Annotated in this window: 14 protein-coding genes; 8 read left to right on the top strand and 6 right to left on the bottom strand. The window is 71.9% G+C overall.

The window, feature by feature from the left end; all coding sequences use genetic code 11:
- Positions 1–217 precede the first annotated feature (217 nt).
- A complete protein-coding gene (locus ACIF8T_RS32550; RefSeq protein WP_400040019.1) occupies positions 218–862 on the bottom strand; it encodes a dihydrofolate reductase family protein in 645 nt (214 codons plus the stop codon).
- Between the two features lie 750 nt (positions 863–1,612).
- Here ACIF8T_RS32550 and ACIF8T_RS32545 point away from each other — a divergent pair.
- Positions 1,613–2,821 (top strand): MFS transporter, encoded by a 1,209-nt coding sequence (locus ACIF8T_RS32545; protein ID WP_400040017.1) that lies wholly within the window; start codon positions 1,613–1,615, stop codon positions 2,819–2,821.
- Positions 2,822–3,053: 232 nt separating this feature from the next.
- Here ACIF8T_RS32545 and ACIF8T_RS32540 read toward each other — a convergent pair whose 3' ends face one another.
- Positions 3,054–3,416 (bottom strand): STAS domain-containing protein, encoded by a 363-nt coding sequence (locus ACIF8T_RS32540; protein WP_400040016.1) that lies wholly within the window; start codon positions 3,414–3,416, stop codon positions 3,054–3,056.
- 179 nt (positions 3,417–3,595) lie between these two features.
- Between ACIF8T_RS32540 and ACIF8T_RS32535 the strand changes: the two genes are divergently transcribed.
- Positions 3,596–4,078 carry an ATP-binding protein gene (locus ACIF8T_RS32535; protein WP_400040014.1) on the top strand — a complete coding sequence of 161 codons (483 nt, stop codon included), beginning with the start codon at positions 3,596–3,598 and terminating at the stop codon, positions 4,076–4,078.
- A gap of 200 nt (positions 4,079–4,278) precedes the next feature.
- Here the strand turns inward: ACIF8T_RS32535 and ACIF8T_RS32530 are convergent, their stop codons facing one another.
- On the bottom strand, positions 4,279–5,055 hold the full coding sequence (locus tag ACIF8T_RS32530; RefSeq protein WP_400040012.1) for a BTAD domain-containing putative transcriptional regulator: 777 nt from the start codon (positions 5,053–5,055) through the stop codon (positions 4,279–4,281).
- 396 nt (positions 5,056–5,451) lie between these two features.
- Between ACIF8T_RS32530 and ACIF8T_RS32525 the strand changes: the two genes are divergently transcribed.
- The 6 genes from ACIF8T_RS32525 to ACIF8T_RS32500 all read left to right on the top strand — a co-directional run bounded on the left by ACIF8T_RS32525 (position 5,452) and on the right by ACIF8T_RS32500 (position 11,777).
- A complete protein-coding gene (locus tag ACIF8T_RS32525; protein WP_400040010.1) occupies positions 5,452–6,360 on the top strand; it encodes a manganese catalase family protein in 909 nt (302 codons plus the stop codon).
- A gap of 61 nt (positions 6,361–6,421) precedes the next feature.
- Positions 6,422–6,655, top strand: coding sequence for a hypothetical protein (locus tag ACIF8T_RS32520; RefSeq protein WP_400040009.1), 234 nt, complete (start codon positions 6,422–6,424; stop codon positions 6,653–6,655).
- Entirely contained in the window at positions 6,648–7,979 is a 1,332-nt protein-coding gene (locus ACIF8T_RS32515; protein WP_400040007.1) for an Nramp family divalent metal transporter, read from the top strand. Before ACIF8T_RS32520 ends, ACIF8T_RS32515 begins: the two co-directional genes overlap by 8 nt.
- 1,090 nt (positions 7,980–9,069) lie before the next feature.
- A complete protein-coding gene (locus ACIF8T_RS32510; RefSeq protein WP_400040006.1) occupies positions 9,070–10,230 on the top strand; it encodes a hypothetical protein in 1,161 nt (386 codons plus the stop codon).
- Between the two features lie 94 nt (positions 10,231–10,324).
- Positions 10,325–11,227: a hypothetical protein gene (locus tag ACIF8T_RS32505; RefSeq protein ID WP_400040004.1), complete on the top strand. Its 903-nt coding sequence runs from the start codon at positions 10,325–10,327 to the stop codon at positions 11,225–11,227.
- A gap of 109 nt (positions 11,228–11,336) precedes the next feature.
- The gene (locus ACIF8T_RS32500) at positions 11,337–11,777 is read left to right on the top strand and encodes a hypothetical protein (RefSeq protein ID WP_400040002.1); all 441 of its coding nucleotides are present in this window, start codon (positions 11,337–11,339) and stop codon (positions 11,775–11,777) included.
- Between the two features lie 76 nt (positions 11,778–11,853).
- On the opposite strand, the gene ACIF8T_RS32495 is transcribed toward ACIF8T_RS32500, so the two are convergent.
- The 3 genes from ACIF8T_RS32495 to ACIF8T_RS32485 all read right to left on the bottom strand — a co-directional run bounded on the left by ACIF8T_RS32495 (position 11,854) and on the right by ACIF8T_RS32485 (position 14,909).
- On the bottom strand, positions 11,854–12,825 hold the full coding sequence (locus tag ACIF8T_RS32495) for a LysR family transcriptional regulator (protein WP_400040059.1): 972 nt from the start codon (positions 12,823–12,825) through the stop codon (positions 11,854–11,856).
- A gap of 316 nt (positions 12,826–13,141) precedes the next feature.
- Positions 13,142–14,221, bottom strand: a complete 1,080-nt coding sequence (locus ACIF8T_RS32490; RefSeq protein WP_400040001.1) for a sensor histidine kinase — start codon at positions 14,219–14,221, stop codon at positions 13,142–13,144.
- On the bottom strand, positions 14,214–14,909 hold the full coding sequence (locus tag ACIF8T_RS32485; protein WP_400039999.1) for a response regulator transcription factor: 696 nt from the start codon (positions 14,907–14,909) through the stop codon (positions 14,214–14,216). The genes ACIF8T_RS32490 and ACIF8T_RS32485 overlap by 8 nt, the downstream gene beginning before the upstream one ends.
- Between the last annotated feature and the right edge of the window lie 28 nt (positions 14,910–14,937).

The raw sequence follows: 14,937 nt of genomic DNA, 5'->3' as shown, positions 1-14,937 counted from the left end.
GGGGAGGGGCTGCCCGGCGGTCGAGGATTCCCGGACACGTCCGGGGCGGTCCGGCTCACCGGCCGTGAGGCGCGTCCCGCCCGGCGAGCCCGTCGTCGCGACCGGGGGAGACCGTCCCCGCACGAGGATCCGGCCGCTGCCCGGCCGGATCCACAGCGGCCGGACCGGCCCGAACGCCCACTGGAACGGGGTGCGGACGGCCGAAGCCCGCTTCCGCTCACCTCCGCCAGAACAGGTGGTGCGTCACGCCGCTCGGACTGGGCACGACCTCCAGGTGGAACCGGTCGCGCAACTCGTCGGGGGACTCCCAGAGGCGCAGTCCGGTCCCGAGCCTCACCGGCGAGACCGCCACGTGCAGGGTGTCGACGAGGCCGGCGTCGAGGAACTGCCGGATGGTGGTGACCCCGCCGCCGAGCCGGACGTCCTTGCCCCGCGCCGCTTCCCGCGCCCGTTCGAGGACCGAGGCCGGGTCGCCGCCGACGAAGTGGAACGTGGTGTCGGAGAGCGTGAACGACGGACGCTCGTGGTGGGTCATGACGAACACCGGCGTACGGAACGGGGGTTCCTCTCCCCACCAGCCGCGCCACTCATCGTCCTGCCAGGGCCCGCGCTGAGGACCGAACTTGTTGCGGCCCATGATCTCGGCGCCGATGTTGCGTGCGAAGTCCCGCGTGAAGTAGTCGTCCAGGCCCCGGCTCCCGCCAGGATCCGTGCGCATGGGCCAGCTCGCCGTGGCTCCGGCCCAGGCGAACAGCCTTTCGGGGTGGTCGTGGCCGAACGGTCTCTCGAGACTCTGGTGCTCACCGGCACCGATTCCGTCACTCGAGACGTTGAAGTTCATGACTCTCAGCAGTTGGTGCATGTGTTTCCTCGTCAGGTCCTGTCGTGTCACCGTGCGGCGGGGTGCCGCACACCCTGACGTCGAACGGGACGCGGCCGGATCGACACCGGTCCACGGCCTTTCTCCAAGCGACGGACGTCACCGCCCGTCCAGCGGCTCCGGCCGCAGGCCCGAGGCACACCCTTCGAAGCAGTGGACTTCTTCCTCGGCCAGCCGCACCGCGCCCGCTGCCCCACCGGCGATGAGGTGCGCCGGGGACGGCCGGTACGTGTGTGCCGTGCTGCGGGATCCATACCGGGCGTATCAGTGCCGTGGGACGCGGTGGGCTTCGGCGACGGCGCGGCCCTCGTCCGTACCCCGGTGCTCAGCCGGTGGGCGATCCCGTCGACGGCCTGCCGGTGATCCCGCTGCCGTCCTCACCGTGATGTGCCTGACCTCGATTTACCCCAAGTAACGTTTGGCGGGTCGATCACGCTGTACTGGTGTGCCGGCAAGTGCCGGTGTCATATCGCAGTCTCCGCAGGCTTGTTGGGAAGGCGCGGCGTCCGGCGCCCCTCCCGGCTCGCCCGGTGGAGGCACCGCCTCACGGCCGTGGTCCGGGAGGCGGCCTGCCCGACTCCCGGAAAGGGGTTCGTTCCCGAAACGAAGTTCTGCCGCGCTGCGGGTCTTTTTGTCCGGGTCGATGTCGACGGCCGTCACGGTTCACAGAAAACGCAGGTCTCCTTGATATCCACGAAGGTCCGGTCGGCCCCGCCCCGGCACGCCCGCCCCGTGACCCATGGCCGGGCGCGCGGTGTCTACCTGCCGCGTCTCGCGGATGCCGCCGCGTCCTCCATGACCACCTACGGCATCCCCCTGCTGGTGCTGGGAACGACGAACTCGTCGTCGCTGACCGGGATCGCCTTCATGCTGGCGTGGGCGCCGCGGCTGTGTACGTTCGCCCTGGCGGGCATGGCCGTGGACCGTTTCGGGCCCGCTCGGGTCTTCCGGCTGGCCGCCACGGGCCGGGCGCTGGTCGCGGGGCTCGGGGCGCCCGCCCTGGCCCTGACCGGCGACCGAACGGCCTCCGGCCTGGTGATGCTCCTGGCGGCGTGCGCGGGGTGCCTGACCCAGTTCAGCTTCATCGCGGCCGAGAGCATCGGCGGGGCCGCCAGCCGGGAGGCCGGGGACGAGGCACACCGTGTCCAGTCGGTCCTGCTGAGCATCGACCAGGCGGCCGCCCTGGCCGGCCCCGCGGCCGGCGGTCTCCTCCTCCAGTGGAACGGCTCCCTCGGCATGCTCACCGTGATCAGCGGCCTGTCGCTGCTGTCGGCCGCCATCGCCCCCGGCGCGCGCCGGACGCCGGTGCCGGCAGCGGAGACGGCCGGGCCCGTGGCACAGGGCTGGCGGACCGGCTGGTCCACCCTGCGCGGGCTGCCGACGCTGGCGCGGCTGGTGGCCGGGCTGGCGTTGTCCAATCTGGCGCTGGGCCTCCTGGAGGCGGCGACCCCGGTGATCGTCGTGAAGGAACTCGGCCGGTCCAGCGCCTCGGTCGGCGTGGTCTGGTCCTGCGCGGCCGCCGCTTCGCTGCTGGCGGTCGCCGTCTGCCGCGGCGCCATCGACCGGTGGGGGCTGACCGGGGTGGGCCGCTGGGCCGCGGTGGTGACGGTCGTGCCGTGCTTCATGATCGCGCGCGCTGATTCCTATCCGGCGTACCTGGTGCTGACCGCCGTCTTCATGGCGGGCGACAGCGTGCTGGCCGTCGTGCTGCGCACCCTGCGGTCCCACCTCATCCCCGCCGAGGTGTTCGGCAGCACCCTGTCCGTGACCGTGCTGATCCTGCTCCTGCCCTATCCGCTCGCCGGCATCCTCATGGCGGTCGTCGATCCCGCGGACATACGCATGGTGATCACCGTCTGCGCCGTTCTGCAAGGCGTCGGCCTCGCCCGCGCCTTCACCCGCGGCAGGCGCTCCCGGCCGCGCCACGGCAGGCGTCGTTGACCGGTTGCGGGTTCTCGGCGTCTTTCCTCGACTCGTGCACAGCCGGTCGGAGTCCGCGCGGCGCACCCGCGGCCCGGCGGCGGCCTGCTCCGCTGCGAGCGGGGTGCCGGCGGCGACCGGTCCGTCAGGTCCTGGCGCGGCAGGTCCGGCCGGCCTTGTCCTCGAACCCTCCGAAGGGGCCGTCGAGGGAGGGCGGGGGAGACCCGGAGCGTTCGGCGGGGGGTGGGGGTGGTCAGGCGCTGAGGGCTTGGCGGAGGGTGTCGCGGCAGTCGATGAGCTCGTCGACGCCGACGAGGTGCAGGACGCGGCGTACGGTCCGGGTGGGTGCGGCAAGGCGGAGCCAGCCGCCGGCCGCGGTGATGTCCTGGTGGGCGGCGATCAGGGTGTTGACGCCGCTGGAGTCCATGAAGGTGACCTGGCGCAGATCGATCACGATGCGGGGCCGGACGGTGCCGGAGACGTCCAGTGCCCGGCGGAGCTCTTGTCCGGTGTGCTGGTCGATCTCCCCGGCCAGCGTGATCACGCGGATGCGGTCAGTGGTGGTGGACACCACGGACAGTCCGACGGGCCGTTCCGCTCGCTCGACATCTGTCATTGAACCCTCAATCACATCAGTCATACTGGCACGTCAAAACATCGTCGCTCCGGATGGTCGTGCCCCGCATCGCGTGGATGACGCCTTTTGGCACGGGGGGAGCCGGCGCAAAACGGGTGGAGCGTACGCCGTGTGCGTGGGACACGTGCGGAAGTGCGGACGGGGAGTGAAGGCAGGCCGTGAGAGAACCAGAGCCCTTGGAGGGCGACGGCACCGGGCCGTACGAGCACCCCGCCCGGATCGCGACGGCCCTCGGCGGTGACGGCACCGACATCGCCCGTGCCCGCCACCTGACCGCGGGCTTCCTCGCCCGCGTACGGAGCGAACACGGCCTGCCCGTCTCCCGGCGCGCCCTGGACGTGGCACAGCTGGTGGTCAGCGAGCTGGTCACCAACGCCCGCAAGTACGCCCCCGGTCCGATCCGGCTGGAACTGCGGATCGACGGCGACGTGGTGGAGGTCGTGGTGTGGGACTCCGACCCCGTACTGCCCATCGCCCGGGCGGTCGATCCGGGCCGGGTCGGGCAGCACGGCCTGGAGATCGTGATGGCGGTCGCCCAGGGCTTCGAGGCGCGGCGGGAGCCGGTCGGCAAACGCCTCACCGCCCGCATCGCCCTGCTGGACGACCCCGGCGGCGCTGTCACCGGACGCCCGCCCGCCTGAGGGGCCTCTCTTCCCACGAGGAGTGACTTCCGCTCATGGCGAGCGGCGTGCGACGAGGTCCCCGAGGTCCGGCAAGGGGCACGGCAGGGGCCGGAGAGGTCACTCCGGGCGGCGCGTGGGACGCGAGCGGGAGGCGCTGCGGGCCGTGCCCTCGCCCGGTGGCGGACGGAGGGCCGGGGGCCGGCGGCGGGCCGTGGCGTTCACGCCCTGCGTCCGGCCTCCCGCGCGGAGTCCAGCGGCCGCCGCAGGAACGGCGCGAGGAGGTTGCGGTAGTCGCTGGTGGGTGCCAGGCCCAGTTCGTCGCGCAGCTGCCGGCGGTAGGTGTCGTAGAAGCGCAGGGCGTCGGCGACGTTCCCCTCGGCGAGGTGGATCTCGCTCACGCAGCGGTGAGCGCTTTCACGCAGGGGGTCCGCCTCCAGTGCGGCCATGGCGAACTCCATGGCCGCGCCCATCTGCCCGGAGGCACGCAGTCGCCTGCTGCAGGTCTCCAGGGCGTGCAGGCGCGTCTGGCGGAAGTGCTCGCGCACCACGAGCAGCCAGCTCTCGCTCCAGTCGGGCAGGAGGTCCTGGCGCAGGTAGGCCGGCACCGTCGAGGGCTCGTCGGCGGGCCGGCGGGTGGTGAGGTCGTGCACAACGCGGTGGGCGGTGTGCAGATCGACCTGGACGTTCTGGTCCAGCCGGAGGTGTTCGCTGTCGCAGACGACCATCTGGCAGGGTCCGCCGGCACGGGACAGGCGCCACAGGGCGGAGCGCAGGCTGGCGGCGGAGCGCCTGTCGGGCAGGTGCGGCCAGAGCAGTGCGGCCGCGCTGCCGCGGGCCAGGCCCTGCGCGTGGATCGCGAGCAGTACCAGCACTTTCTGCGTGGTGGGTGCCAGGTAGGTGTGTCCGTGGGGGAGGCGGAGCGCGAAGCGGCCGAGCAAGGACACCTCCGCCCGGGGCCGGGACGGACGATCGCGGTCGACAGGGGTGACTGTCATGGCGAGCTCTCTACGTGCTTTCCGGAGACGGACAGGACGGTCCGAGTTGTCCGATATGGCACATGTCACACATGTGTGGCGCACGTCATGCATGCCTTCGCGCCGGGATCCCCGTTCTCGGGATTCCCGCCGGGCGAATCCGGGCCCCGCGCGTGTGGGCGGCGTCACGGGCGCCTTACCGCGACGTCACCCTGTGGTTCCGGCGGTGCGGGCCCGCAGCGGGCGGAGCCACGGGCCCCCGGTACGGCTGTGCGACCGCGAGGGGACGACCACCCGCCGAGGCACGGACACGCGACGGTGACGGGGGCGGCCTAGCGTCGTGGCACGGGCGGACGAGCGTCGGCACCGGGCTTGTCCCGCCTCGGCCGAAACCGCACCTGCGATCAGGGGAACACCATGTTCCGACACACTCAGAAGCTCCAGTTCGAGGCCCGGCCGGAGAAGCCGGACCCGGCGTACGCGCACAAGCTGCAGGAACTCGTGGGCGGCGCCTACGGCGAGATGTCCGTGATGATGCAGTACCTCTTCCAAGGGTGGAACACCCGCATCCAGGGCAAGTACAAAGACCTGATCATGGACACCGCCACGGAGGAGATCGGTCACGTGGAGATGCTCGCCACGATGATCGCGCGCCTCCTGGAAGGGGCCCCCGCCACCGCGACCACCAAGATGGCGACCGCCGACCCGGCCGTCGGCGCGGTTCTGGGGGGCATGGACCCGCAGCAGGCCATCATCGCCGGCGGCGCGGCGCTGCCCGCGGACAGCAACGGATACCCCTGGAACGGCCGGTACGCGATCGCCAGCGGCAACCTGCTCGCCGACTTCTACGCCAACGTCGCCGCGGAGGCGCAGAGCCGGCTGCAGACGGCCCGGCTGTACAACATGACCGACGATCCGGGCGTGAGGGACATGCTCAAGTTCAATCTCGCCCGTGACACCGTGCACCAGAACCAGTGGCTCGCGGCGATCGAGCAACTGCGCGAGGACGGTCTCGAAGGCGTGGTCGTCCCGGGCGGGTTCGAGGACGTGGAGTACCGCGAACACGCTCAGACGATATGGCACCTGTCCGACGGAGCCGAGTCCGAACTCGGCCTGTGGGCCGGCGGCCCGACCCCGGACGGCGACCACGAGTTCAGCGTGCTGCAATCCCCCGAGCCGCTGGGAGACCTCGCCGTGCCTCCGCCGCCCGACCCGAAGCTGTACGCCACCTACGACGGCAGCCGGGGCGAACCCAAGGGCCCGGTGCTCGGCACCGAGACCGGCCTGAAGGGCAAGATCAAGGACGCGATGACGCCGGACGACTGAGGGAGCGGGCCGGGTGCGCCGGCAGGCGGACCCGGCCCGGCCGTCCTTCGAGAGGAGCACCATGATGCGTCACTCCGTCGCCTCCGCGCCGCCGCGTCACATGGGGACCCGCCTCGTGCTGAGCGGCCTGTACGCGCTGTCCGCCGTTGTCGGCTTCGTGCACGGCGGCCCGACGCACCGGGCCCTGGCCGTCGTCCTCCTGATCACCGCCCTGGTGGCGCTGCTGTCGACGAAGCCGGTGCGCCGCTCGGGCCCGCCGCGCAGCGGGCCTCTGCCCGGGAGGCGGCATGCTTGACCCGGCCTCCACCGAGCGGGTACCGCACACCCCGCTCGCTCCGCCGACCCGCACGCCGTCCGTCACGGCCGGCCCCCTGGCCGAGCCCGTCCCCGGAAGCCGGAGGACGGCGAGGACCGCGACCGGTTCCCGGCTGCGGATGACCCTGGCGATGCTCGGCCCCGCGTTCGTCGTCTCGGTGGCCTACGTGGACCCCGGCAACTTCGCCACCAACATGACGGCCGGCACCCGCTACGGCCCCCTGCTGCTGTGGGTGATCGCCGCCGCGAACGTCATGGCCGTGTTCGTCCAGTACCTCGCCTGCAAAGCGGGCGTCGCCACGGGCCGGGACCTCCCGCAGCTGTGCCGGGCGCACACCCCCCGCGCGCTGAACCGGACGCTCTGGCTGCAGGCGGAACTCGTCGCGATGGCCACCGACCTGGCCGAGTTCGTCGGCGGCGCCGTCGCCCTGCACATCCTGTTCGGCATCCCCCTGCTGCCCGCCGTCTTCATCGTCGCGGCCACCTCGCTGCTGCTGCTGACCCTCGCTCCCGAAGGACGCCGCCGCTTCGAGATCGTGACCGCCGCGCTGCTCCTGGTCATTCTCGCCGGCTTCGTCTACCAGGCGGCGGCCGCCGGTGCGTGGAGCGGCGCCCTGTCCGGCATGCGCCCCCGCTTCGCCGACACCCAGAGCATCCTCCTGACCACCGGCATGATCGGCGCCACCGTCATGCCGCACGTGATCTACCTCCACTCCTCGCTGGCGCGCAGCCCCGCCCGGTCCTCCCTGGACCGCAGACGCCGCGAACTGCGCGCCCACCGCTCCGCGCTGTTCCTCGCGCTCGGCATCGCGGGGCTGGTGAACGCCAGCATGCTCACCATCGCCGCCGCGGCCCTGCACGGAACCGGCACGCAGGAGACGCTCGAGGCCTTCCACGCCGGTCTCGGCAGTGCCCTGGGCCCCGGCGCCGCCCTGGCGTTCGCGCTCGCCCTGCTCGCGTCCGGACTGGCCTCCTCGGGCGTCGGCACCTTCGCGGGCCAGGTCGTCCTGAGCGGTTTCCTCGGGCGCCGCATCCCGCTGACGGTACGCCGCCTGGTGACCATGGCACCGCCTCTGGTCGTCCTCTCCCTGGGCGTCGAGCCGACGCAGGCACTCGTCCTCAGCCAGGTGGTGCTGTCCTTCGGAGTCCCCTTCGCGCTCGTTCCCCTGCTGATCTTCACGGCCCGCCGGCGGATCATGGGGGACCTGGTCAACCGCCGTGTCACCACGGTGGCCGCCGTCCTGGTGAGCACCGTGATCAGCGCGCTCAACGTCCTGCTCCTCGTCCGCACCTTCACGGCGTGACGCCGACCGGGCGCGGACCCCGGCGACGGACCGTCGACCGGGCAGGTGCTTGCGGGGCCGGTCACGGCCGGGGAACGCGCCACCCCGATCACGCCCGGCGCGCACGGGCACGCGGACGACGCCGGAGGCGCCGACCGTCGCCCCCGCCCGGGGAGGGGCGAAGCGGCCCCGTCGGGGGAGGGGCGGACCGGAGGCGAGCGTGCACCCCGGCCGCTTCGGGACGAAGAAGCCGTGGGCTGACTCCTCGCCGCCCGGAGTGGTCAGGGGCCCGCAGCACCCTCCTGCGGGCCCTGCGGGCCGCGCACCACCATGTGGTGGGGAAAAGCGGCGCAGCAGCCGCACCATGCATGAGTACGCCTGCTCAGGCGCCCCGAACGACCGCCGCGGGCGCCCTGCCGAGCCCCGTCCGCGAGCGGCCGGTCGGTTGCTCGTGGCGAGCGGGCCTGCCTGCGGTCATGGAGATCCCTCCATCAATCGCACGGCATCCTGCATGGCCTGCGCTCCTGACATCGCAGTCGCCCTGTGCAAGTGTCTGAGAGGCACCTCGCCGGCCGGGGCGACCACCGTCGGTACGAGACGGGACACTTGTACATTTCGCAGCCGTACATGACCGGGGGAAGAGGAAACCATGGTGGGCGCGCATACCGGAACGGCGACTCCCGTCTTCCGCACTCAAGGCCGTGCCGGGATTTCCCGGCGTCGTCGGTGACCCGGTCTCCCGCCACCCTTCGGCGTCGAGCGCCTGCTTGCGCGCTCTGTCCGTGGAGTCGCGCGCGCCGACGGAGACCGGGTCCGTGAAAGAACCCACGGAATTTCCGCCGTCGCGTTCCGGAGAGATCCTGGGAGCACTTTCCACACAGAAACTCCACCGCCCGAGCGGGCTTCGCTCCTTCCGCCCCGCATGACCCCGCGTGAGCCCGCACGAGGCGGAGCGGTCGACGCCGGATCCGGCGCCGTTCGCTCGGCCCCGCCCGCCGCGCACGTGCGGCACCGCCCGGGCGCCGACGGACGCCGGTGCCCGCGCAGCCCGCTCCAGGACCGCGGGCGAAGTCGCGATACCAGTCGTGAACCTGAGAACGGGGAATCACCGATGCTCCTTTCCCTCCGGACGAGAACCGCGGCGAGAGCGTTCCCCGCCCTGGCGACGGCGGCCCTGTGCCTGGCCTCGGCCGTACCGGCGGCCTCCGCGGAGCCCGCACGGCCGCGGTCCGTCGAGGTGCCGGCGGGGGTGGTGGCCGCAGTGGCGGTGTTCGACCGGCAGACCGGAACCTTCACCGAACAACTCGACACGACCCGGCAGTTCCGGGCGGCCTCGGTGGTCAAACTGCTGATCGCCCTGGACCACCTGTGGGACCGCGGCCCCGCCTACGACATCCCGTCCGCCGATCGCGCACGGCTGGACGCCATGCTCCGCAGCAGCGACGACACCGCGGCCAACCACTACTGGGCGCAGAACGGCCAGGGCGCCATCGTCGACCGGATGGCCGCCCGGCTGGGACTGACCCACACCGCCCGGCCTCCGGCGTCCCACCCCGGCCACTGGGGCTACACGGCCCTCACCGCCGCCGACACCGTGAGGATCTACCGTTACCTGCTGGATTCAGCGCCCGCACCCGTACGCGATTACGTGATGGGCAACCTGCGGCAGTCCACCCGCTGCGGCGCCGACGGCTTCGACCAGCACTTCGGCACAGCGGGCGCGTTCGACCGGCCGTGGGCGGTCAAGCAGGGCTGGTCCGGCTTCGACTCCGGGGGCTGCACCGCCACCGCATCGGCCGCCGGCGCCCCCGTGACCACCGCCGGCGACCTTCGCACCGAGGGGGCGGACGGAGTGGACCTGGTACGCGAGGCGCTGCACACCACCGGCACGGTGGGGACCGGGGACCGCTCCATCGTGGCCGTCCTCACCCTGCACCCCGACGGCACCCCGTACGGCAAGGCCTACACGGACCTGGGCAGGCTGGTCCGCTCCCTCGACGTCCCCGGCGGGGTGCGTCCCACCGGCACCTGGTTCGGCACCTGGGGCTCCGGTGTCCGGGTCCGAGCCCTGCCGACCACCGAATCCGCCACGCTGACCACGCTGCCCGCCGGCGTGGAGGTGCTGGTCGGCTGCCAGAAGAGGGGCCGGCAGGTCTCCGTACCGCCCTACACGAACGACTGGTGGGCCTACCTCCCCCAGTACGGCGGCTACATCACCAACATCCACATCAGCTCACCCGACAACCAGCTTCCCGGCGTGCGCACCTGCTGAGACAGGTCACGAGGCACTTCGCGGCAGCGGTGACGCCGACCGGTACGAGCGGACCCCACCCACCTCCGTGGGGCGGACACGGAAGACACACACGATGACGCGATGTCGCAGAAGCGCGGCCACCGCCGTGGCGGGGCTGGCCCTGCTGGTGGCCGCCGGGTGCTCCGACGGGCCGGCGGCCGGCAGCGGACCGGAGGCGGTGCGTGCCCCGTCGACGGCGAGGCCGACCACGGCACAGGAGCGGACCCTGCTGTACGACGCCGAGCAGGAGCTCCAGCGCAGGTGCATGAGAGCGGCCGGATTCCGGTTCTGGGCCGTGCCCGAGAACCCGCTGCCCGAAGCCCGTGACTTCCCTTACGTCATCGACGACCCGCAGTGGGCGAAGCGGTACGGCTACGGCAGCCTCTTCGAGGAACGGATCGAGCGGCTTCGCGCCGAGGACCCCAACCAGGTCTATCTGCGCGGGCTGCCCGACGACCGCCGGCGGGCCGCGATCGCCGCCCTGAACGGAACCGGCCGCGAAGGACTCCGAGCCGAACTCCCCGGCGGGGTGGTCATCGGGCACAGCGCCACCGGCTGCCGGGCGAAGGCCTGGCGCACCCTGTACGGGGACCTGTCCGCCTGGTACGCGGCCAGCACGCTCGTCGACAATCTGAACGCCCTCACGCAACAACGGGTCACCGCCCACCCGGACTTCACCCGCACCTCGGGGGAGTGGTCGGCGTGCATGCGGGCGAACGGACTGCCCTACCGGAGCCCGGCGCAGGCCAGGGCCGAGTTCCTCGGACACGGCGAGGCCCGCGACACGGCACGGGAGGTCCGTGTCGCCGTCCAGGAGGCCCGCTGCGCGCGCAGCAGCGGCCTGTCCTCCGCCGCGCGGCGCCTGGACCGCCGTCTCGGCCGGGAACTGCGGCGCGAGCACCGCGCCGAGGTGGACCTCGTGGAACGCCTGCGGGCCGACGCCCTTCCGCGGGCCCGTACCGTCCTGGCCCGCTGACGGGCCGGGACCCCAGAGCCTCACCGCCGGGGGAGCGCGGGCCGTGCCCGCCCGTCCCCGAACGCGGGCCGAGGAGAACAAGAGCGACCAAGTGAGAAGGAGACAGCACATGTTGATGAACCGAGGCAAGTCCCTGCTCGCCGCGGCGGTGTTCGCGGCCGCGCTCGTGGCGCCGACCACCGCCTACGCGGCGAGCACCGGGGCGGAGGCGCCCGCGTCGGAGAAGGCCGTGGCGGCCGACGGCAACCTCTACGCGTGGGAGCACTCGTGGAAGGGCGGCCGCCAGGCCACCTGGTTCGGCGACAGCTCCAACTGGTCCGACCGCAACATGCGCAACCAGGCGTCGTCGGTGGACAACCAGGGCTACGCGGGTGCGTACGACGATGTGCGGCTGTACTGGGACGCCGGTTACGGAGGCGCCTCGTACTGTCTGGCCAACGGCCACTACCTGATGGACATGCGGTACGACTACTTCCCGCACAACGGGGCCGGCGGCGGTGAGGCGATGAACGACAACATCTCCTCGCACCGCTGGGTCGACTCCTGCTGATCGCCTCCCTGTCCGTGACGGGTGCCGGCCGGGCCGGCACCCGTCACGGCGGGGACGGTGGCGGGGAGGATCCGCGTCAGTCGACGCGCGGTGCCCCCGAGGACAACCGTTCCTCGGGCCGGCCGAGCCGCGCGGTGCTCCGCCGGGTGAAGATGCGCGCGGCCTGCCGGATGGCCCGGACCGTGGGCTCGTCGCGGTTCTTGACGAGCCACGCCAAGGCCGAGGTGGACGGGGGGAGGTCGGTGACGTCGACGTACCGGATACCGGGGCGGGGGAAGAACGCGCGGGCCGCGGCGGGCAGGAAGCACATCGCCTTCCCGCGGGCCACGGTGTGCAGCAACGCCTCCATGTCGGGCACGACCGGACCGTAGCGCACCGGGGTGCCGTCCGGGCGCGGGTCCACCGCCCAGAAGTCCCACCACACCCGCGGCACCTGCTCGGGCATGTCGACCACGGGATAGCCGGCGAGCTGTGCGAGCGTGAGGCGGGGCGCCGAGGCCAGGGGATCGTCGGCGGGCAGGCAGGCCACCCGCGGCTCGGTGGCCAGGTGGTGCACCTCCATGCCGTTCGGCACAGGAGGGCGGAGGAAGAGCACGTCGACTTCCTGCCGGAAGAGGGCGGTCATGTGGTCGGTGAGATTCAGACTGACCACCTCCACGGTGATCCGGGGCTGATGGCCGTGCAGCGCCTGGAGCACACCGTGGGTGTGCTCCATGGCGGCCTCGGCCCCGACGGTCCCCACGACGAGCCGTCCGGAGACTTGACGCAGCTGTGACTCGGCGGTGCAGCGCAGCCGGGTCATGGCCTCGATCGCCCTCTCGGCCTCGGGCAGCAGAGCACGCCCGGCCGGGGTGAGAGCGACTGCCCGGCTGGTTCTTTCGAACAGCTTCACTCTCAGCCGTTTCTCCAGATCCCGGATCTGCTGGCTCAGAGCGGATTGGGTGATGGACATGCGCGCAGCGGCTGCACCGAAATGAAGGTCCTTGCTCAACGCCAGGAAAAGACGCAGTTGATGGATGCTCGGCTCTGCCGATCCCCCGACGCCCATGGTGCCGCAGGTCTCGGTCCGGCTTTCCGCGGTCATGAGGAGAACGCTAGCGATTGCGGGGGAACGACAGGCGGACGTATTGAGCCAGAACGCCTGGGCTGCCTACGTGATCGCGCGGCGGAGTGCCGGACGGAGAAGTACGGAGAGCTCATTTCTTTCATCGGAGTTGCCCGTATATGCGCCGGTTATCGAATTGCGAGATCGGGATGCGGAAGAGGCGGCGGGTGCGACGGGGGCATACGGGCCGGGTGGGGTGACAGGTCGAATGGGATGAGATCTGTTCATGCCTCATTCGGGCCCCGCCCGGGGACGGTGTCTACGCCATGCCGGGAAGCCGGACCGTGACGAGGAGACCGCCGGCGGGACGGGGGACGAGGTCGAGGGTTCCGTCATGGGCGCGGACGATGCCGTGCACGATGGCGAGGCCGAGGCCGACACCGGCGTGCTCGTCGGCTCGTGCGCGTTCCGTACCGCGTCGGAAGGGTTCGGTGAGGGTCGGGAGCAGTTCCGCTGGGACCCGACGGCCCGTGTTCTCGACCTGCAGCACACTCGTGTCGCCGTGCGCCTCGGTGCGGACCGTCACGGTGCCGCCGGCGGGGAGGTTGTGGACGATGGCGTTCTGGACGAGGTTCGTCGCCATCCGCAGCAGGAGTTCCCCGGAGCCGCTGGTCCGGGCCGCCCCGCCGGTGACGTCGAGCGTGATGCGGCGCTGTTCGGCGAAGGGAAGCAGTGTTTCGGCGGCCTCTTCGGCGATGAGGGAGAGATCGGTGCTCTCGCGGGGGAAGTTTCCGCGGTCGCTGCGGCTGAGCAGCAGCAGGGCTTCGGTGAGGTCGATCGCCCGCGTATTGACAGCGTGCAGGCGTTCGATGAGGTCGCCCCGGTCCCGCGTGGGGTCCTTGCGGGCGACGTCGAGGAGCGTCCGCGAGATCGCCAGCGGGGTGCGCAGTTCGTGGGAGGCGTTCGCGGCGAACCTCTGCTGCTCGGCGACGTGGGACTCGAGCTGTCGGAGCATCGAGTCGAACGCGTCGGAGAGTTCGCGGAATTCGTCCCGGCGGCCCTGCATACGGATCCGGTGGGACAGCGACCCGTTCGCTGCCATGCGCGTCGCATCGGTGATCCGGGTGAGCGGGGCGAGCATCCGGCCGGCGAGGACCCAGCCTCCGACGAGGCCGAACACAAGGAGGAAGGCCATCGCCAGGGCTGCGGCGGGCGCGAAGGTCCGCACCAGAAGATAGCGGTTGGGCGAGATCCCGAGCAGTCCCTGGCTGTTGTCGGGTACGTGGCGCAGCAGGAACATCCACACCACCACCAGCAGGAGAGCGCCGGCGACGAAGAGGAACCCGGCATAGCTGAGGGTGAATTTCAGCCGGGCGCTGGGTCCCGGGCGCCTAAGCACGCGCACTGCCGGGGACGGCGGTGTCCGGGCCGGTGCCGATCCGGTAGCCGACGCCGGGCACCGTGGTGATGATCCATGGTTCGCCGAGCCGTTTGCGCAGGGCGGAGACGGTGATGCGCACGGCGTTGGTGAGGGGATCGGCGTTCTCGTCCCAGGCCCGTTCCAGCAGCTCTTCGGCGCTGACGACACCGCCCTCGGCGGCGACGAGGACTTCCAGCACGGCGAACTGTTTGCGGGTGAGCGCGACGTGGCGTCCGTCGCGGAAGACCTCACGGCGGAAGGGGTCGAGCCGCAGGCCCGCGATCTCGCGGACCGGCGGGCGGATGTGGGCGCGTCTGCGGTCGAGCGCCCTCAGCCGCAGGACGAGCTCCCGCAGCTCGAACGGTTTGGTGAGGTAGTCGTCGGCGCCGAGCTCGAACCCGGAGGCCTTGTCGTCGATCCGGTCGGCGGCGGTGAGCATCAGAATCGGGATGCCGCTGCCGGAGGAGACGATACGCCGGGCGACCTCGTCGCCGGACGGGCCGGGGATGTCGCGGTCGAGGACGGCGAGGTCGTAGGAGTTGACGCCGAGCAGTTCCAGGGCGGAGGCGCCGTCGCCGGCGATGTCGGCGGCGATCGCCTCCAGCCGCAGACCGTCACGGACGGCTTCGGCCAGGTAGGGCTCGTCCTCCACGATCAGTACGCGCATGTCCGAAGCCTAAGCAGCGCGACGTATC

This window comes from Streptomyces sp. NPDC085946, assembly GCF_044540485.1.
Lineage (GTDB): Bacteria > Actinomycetota > Actinomycetes > Streptomycetales > Streptomycetaceae > Streptomyces.
Note: the sequence above shows the minus strand (reverse complement) of the source record. Positions and strands in the feature narration are given on the sequence as shown.

Bases quoted from the DNA above. Each gene is read 5' to 3' on its own strand.
- ACIF8T_RS32500 (WP_400040002.1), top strand. From the start codon at position 11,337: ATGTTGATGAACCGAGGCAAGTCCCTGCTCGCCGCGGCGGTGTTCGCG.
- ACIF8T_RS32505 (WP_400040004.1), top strand. From the start codon at position 10,325: ATGACGCGATGTCGCAGAAGCGCGGCCACCGCCGTGGCGGGGCTGGCC.
- ACIF8T_RS32550 (WP_400040019.1), bottom strand. From the start codon at position 862: ATGCACCAACTGCTGAGAGTCATGAACTTCAACGTCTCGAGTGACGGA.
- ACIF8T_RS32525 (WP_400040010.1), top strand. From the start codon at position 5,452: ATGTTCCGACACACTCAGAAGCTCCAGTTCGAGGCCCGGCCGGAGAAG.
- ACIF8T_RS32495 (WP_400040059.1), bottom strand. From the start codon at position 12,825: ATGGGCGTCGGGGGATCGGCAGAGCCGAGCATCCATCAACTGCGTCTT.
- ACIF8T_RS32485 (WP_400039999.1), bottom strand. From the start codon at position 14,909: ATGCGCGTACTGATCGTGGAGGACGAGCCCTACCTGGCCGAAGCCGTC.
- ACIF8T_RS32510 (WP_400040006.1), top strand. From the start codon at position 9,070: ATGCTCCTTTCCCTCCGGACGAGAACCGCGGCGAGAGCGTTCCCCGCC.
- ACIF8T_RS32515 (WP_400040007.1), top strand. From the start codon at position 6,648: ATGCTTGACCCGGCCTCCACCGAGCGGGTACCGCACACCCCGCTCGCT.
- ACIF8T_RS32540 (WP_400040016.1), bottom strand. From the start codon at position 3,416: ATGACAGATGTCGAGCGAGCGGAACGGCCCGTCGGACTGTCCGTGGTG.
- ACIF8T_RS32520 (WP_400040009.1), top strand. From the start codon at position 6,422: ATGATGCGTCACTCCGTCGCCTCCGCGCCGCCGCGTCACATGGGGACC.
- ACIF8T_RS32530 (WP_400040012.1), bottom strand. From the start codon at position 5,055: ATGACAGTCACCCCTGTCGACCGCGATCGTCCGTCCCGGCCCCGGGCG.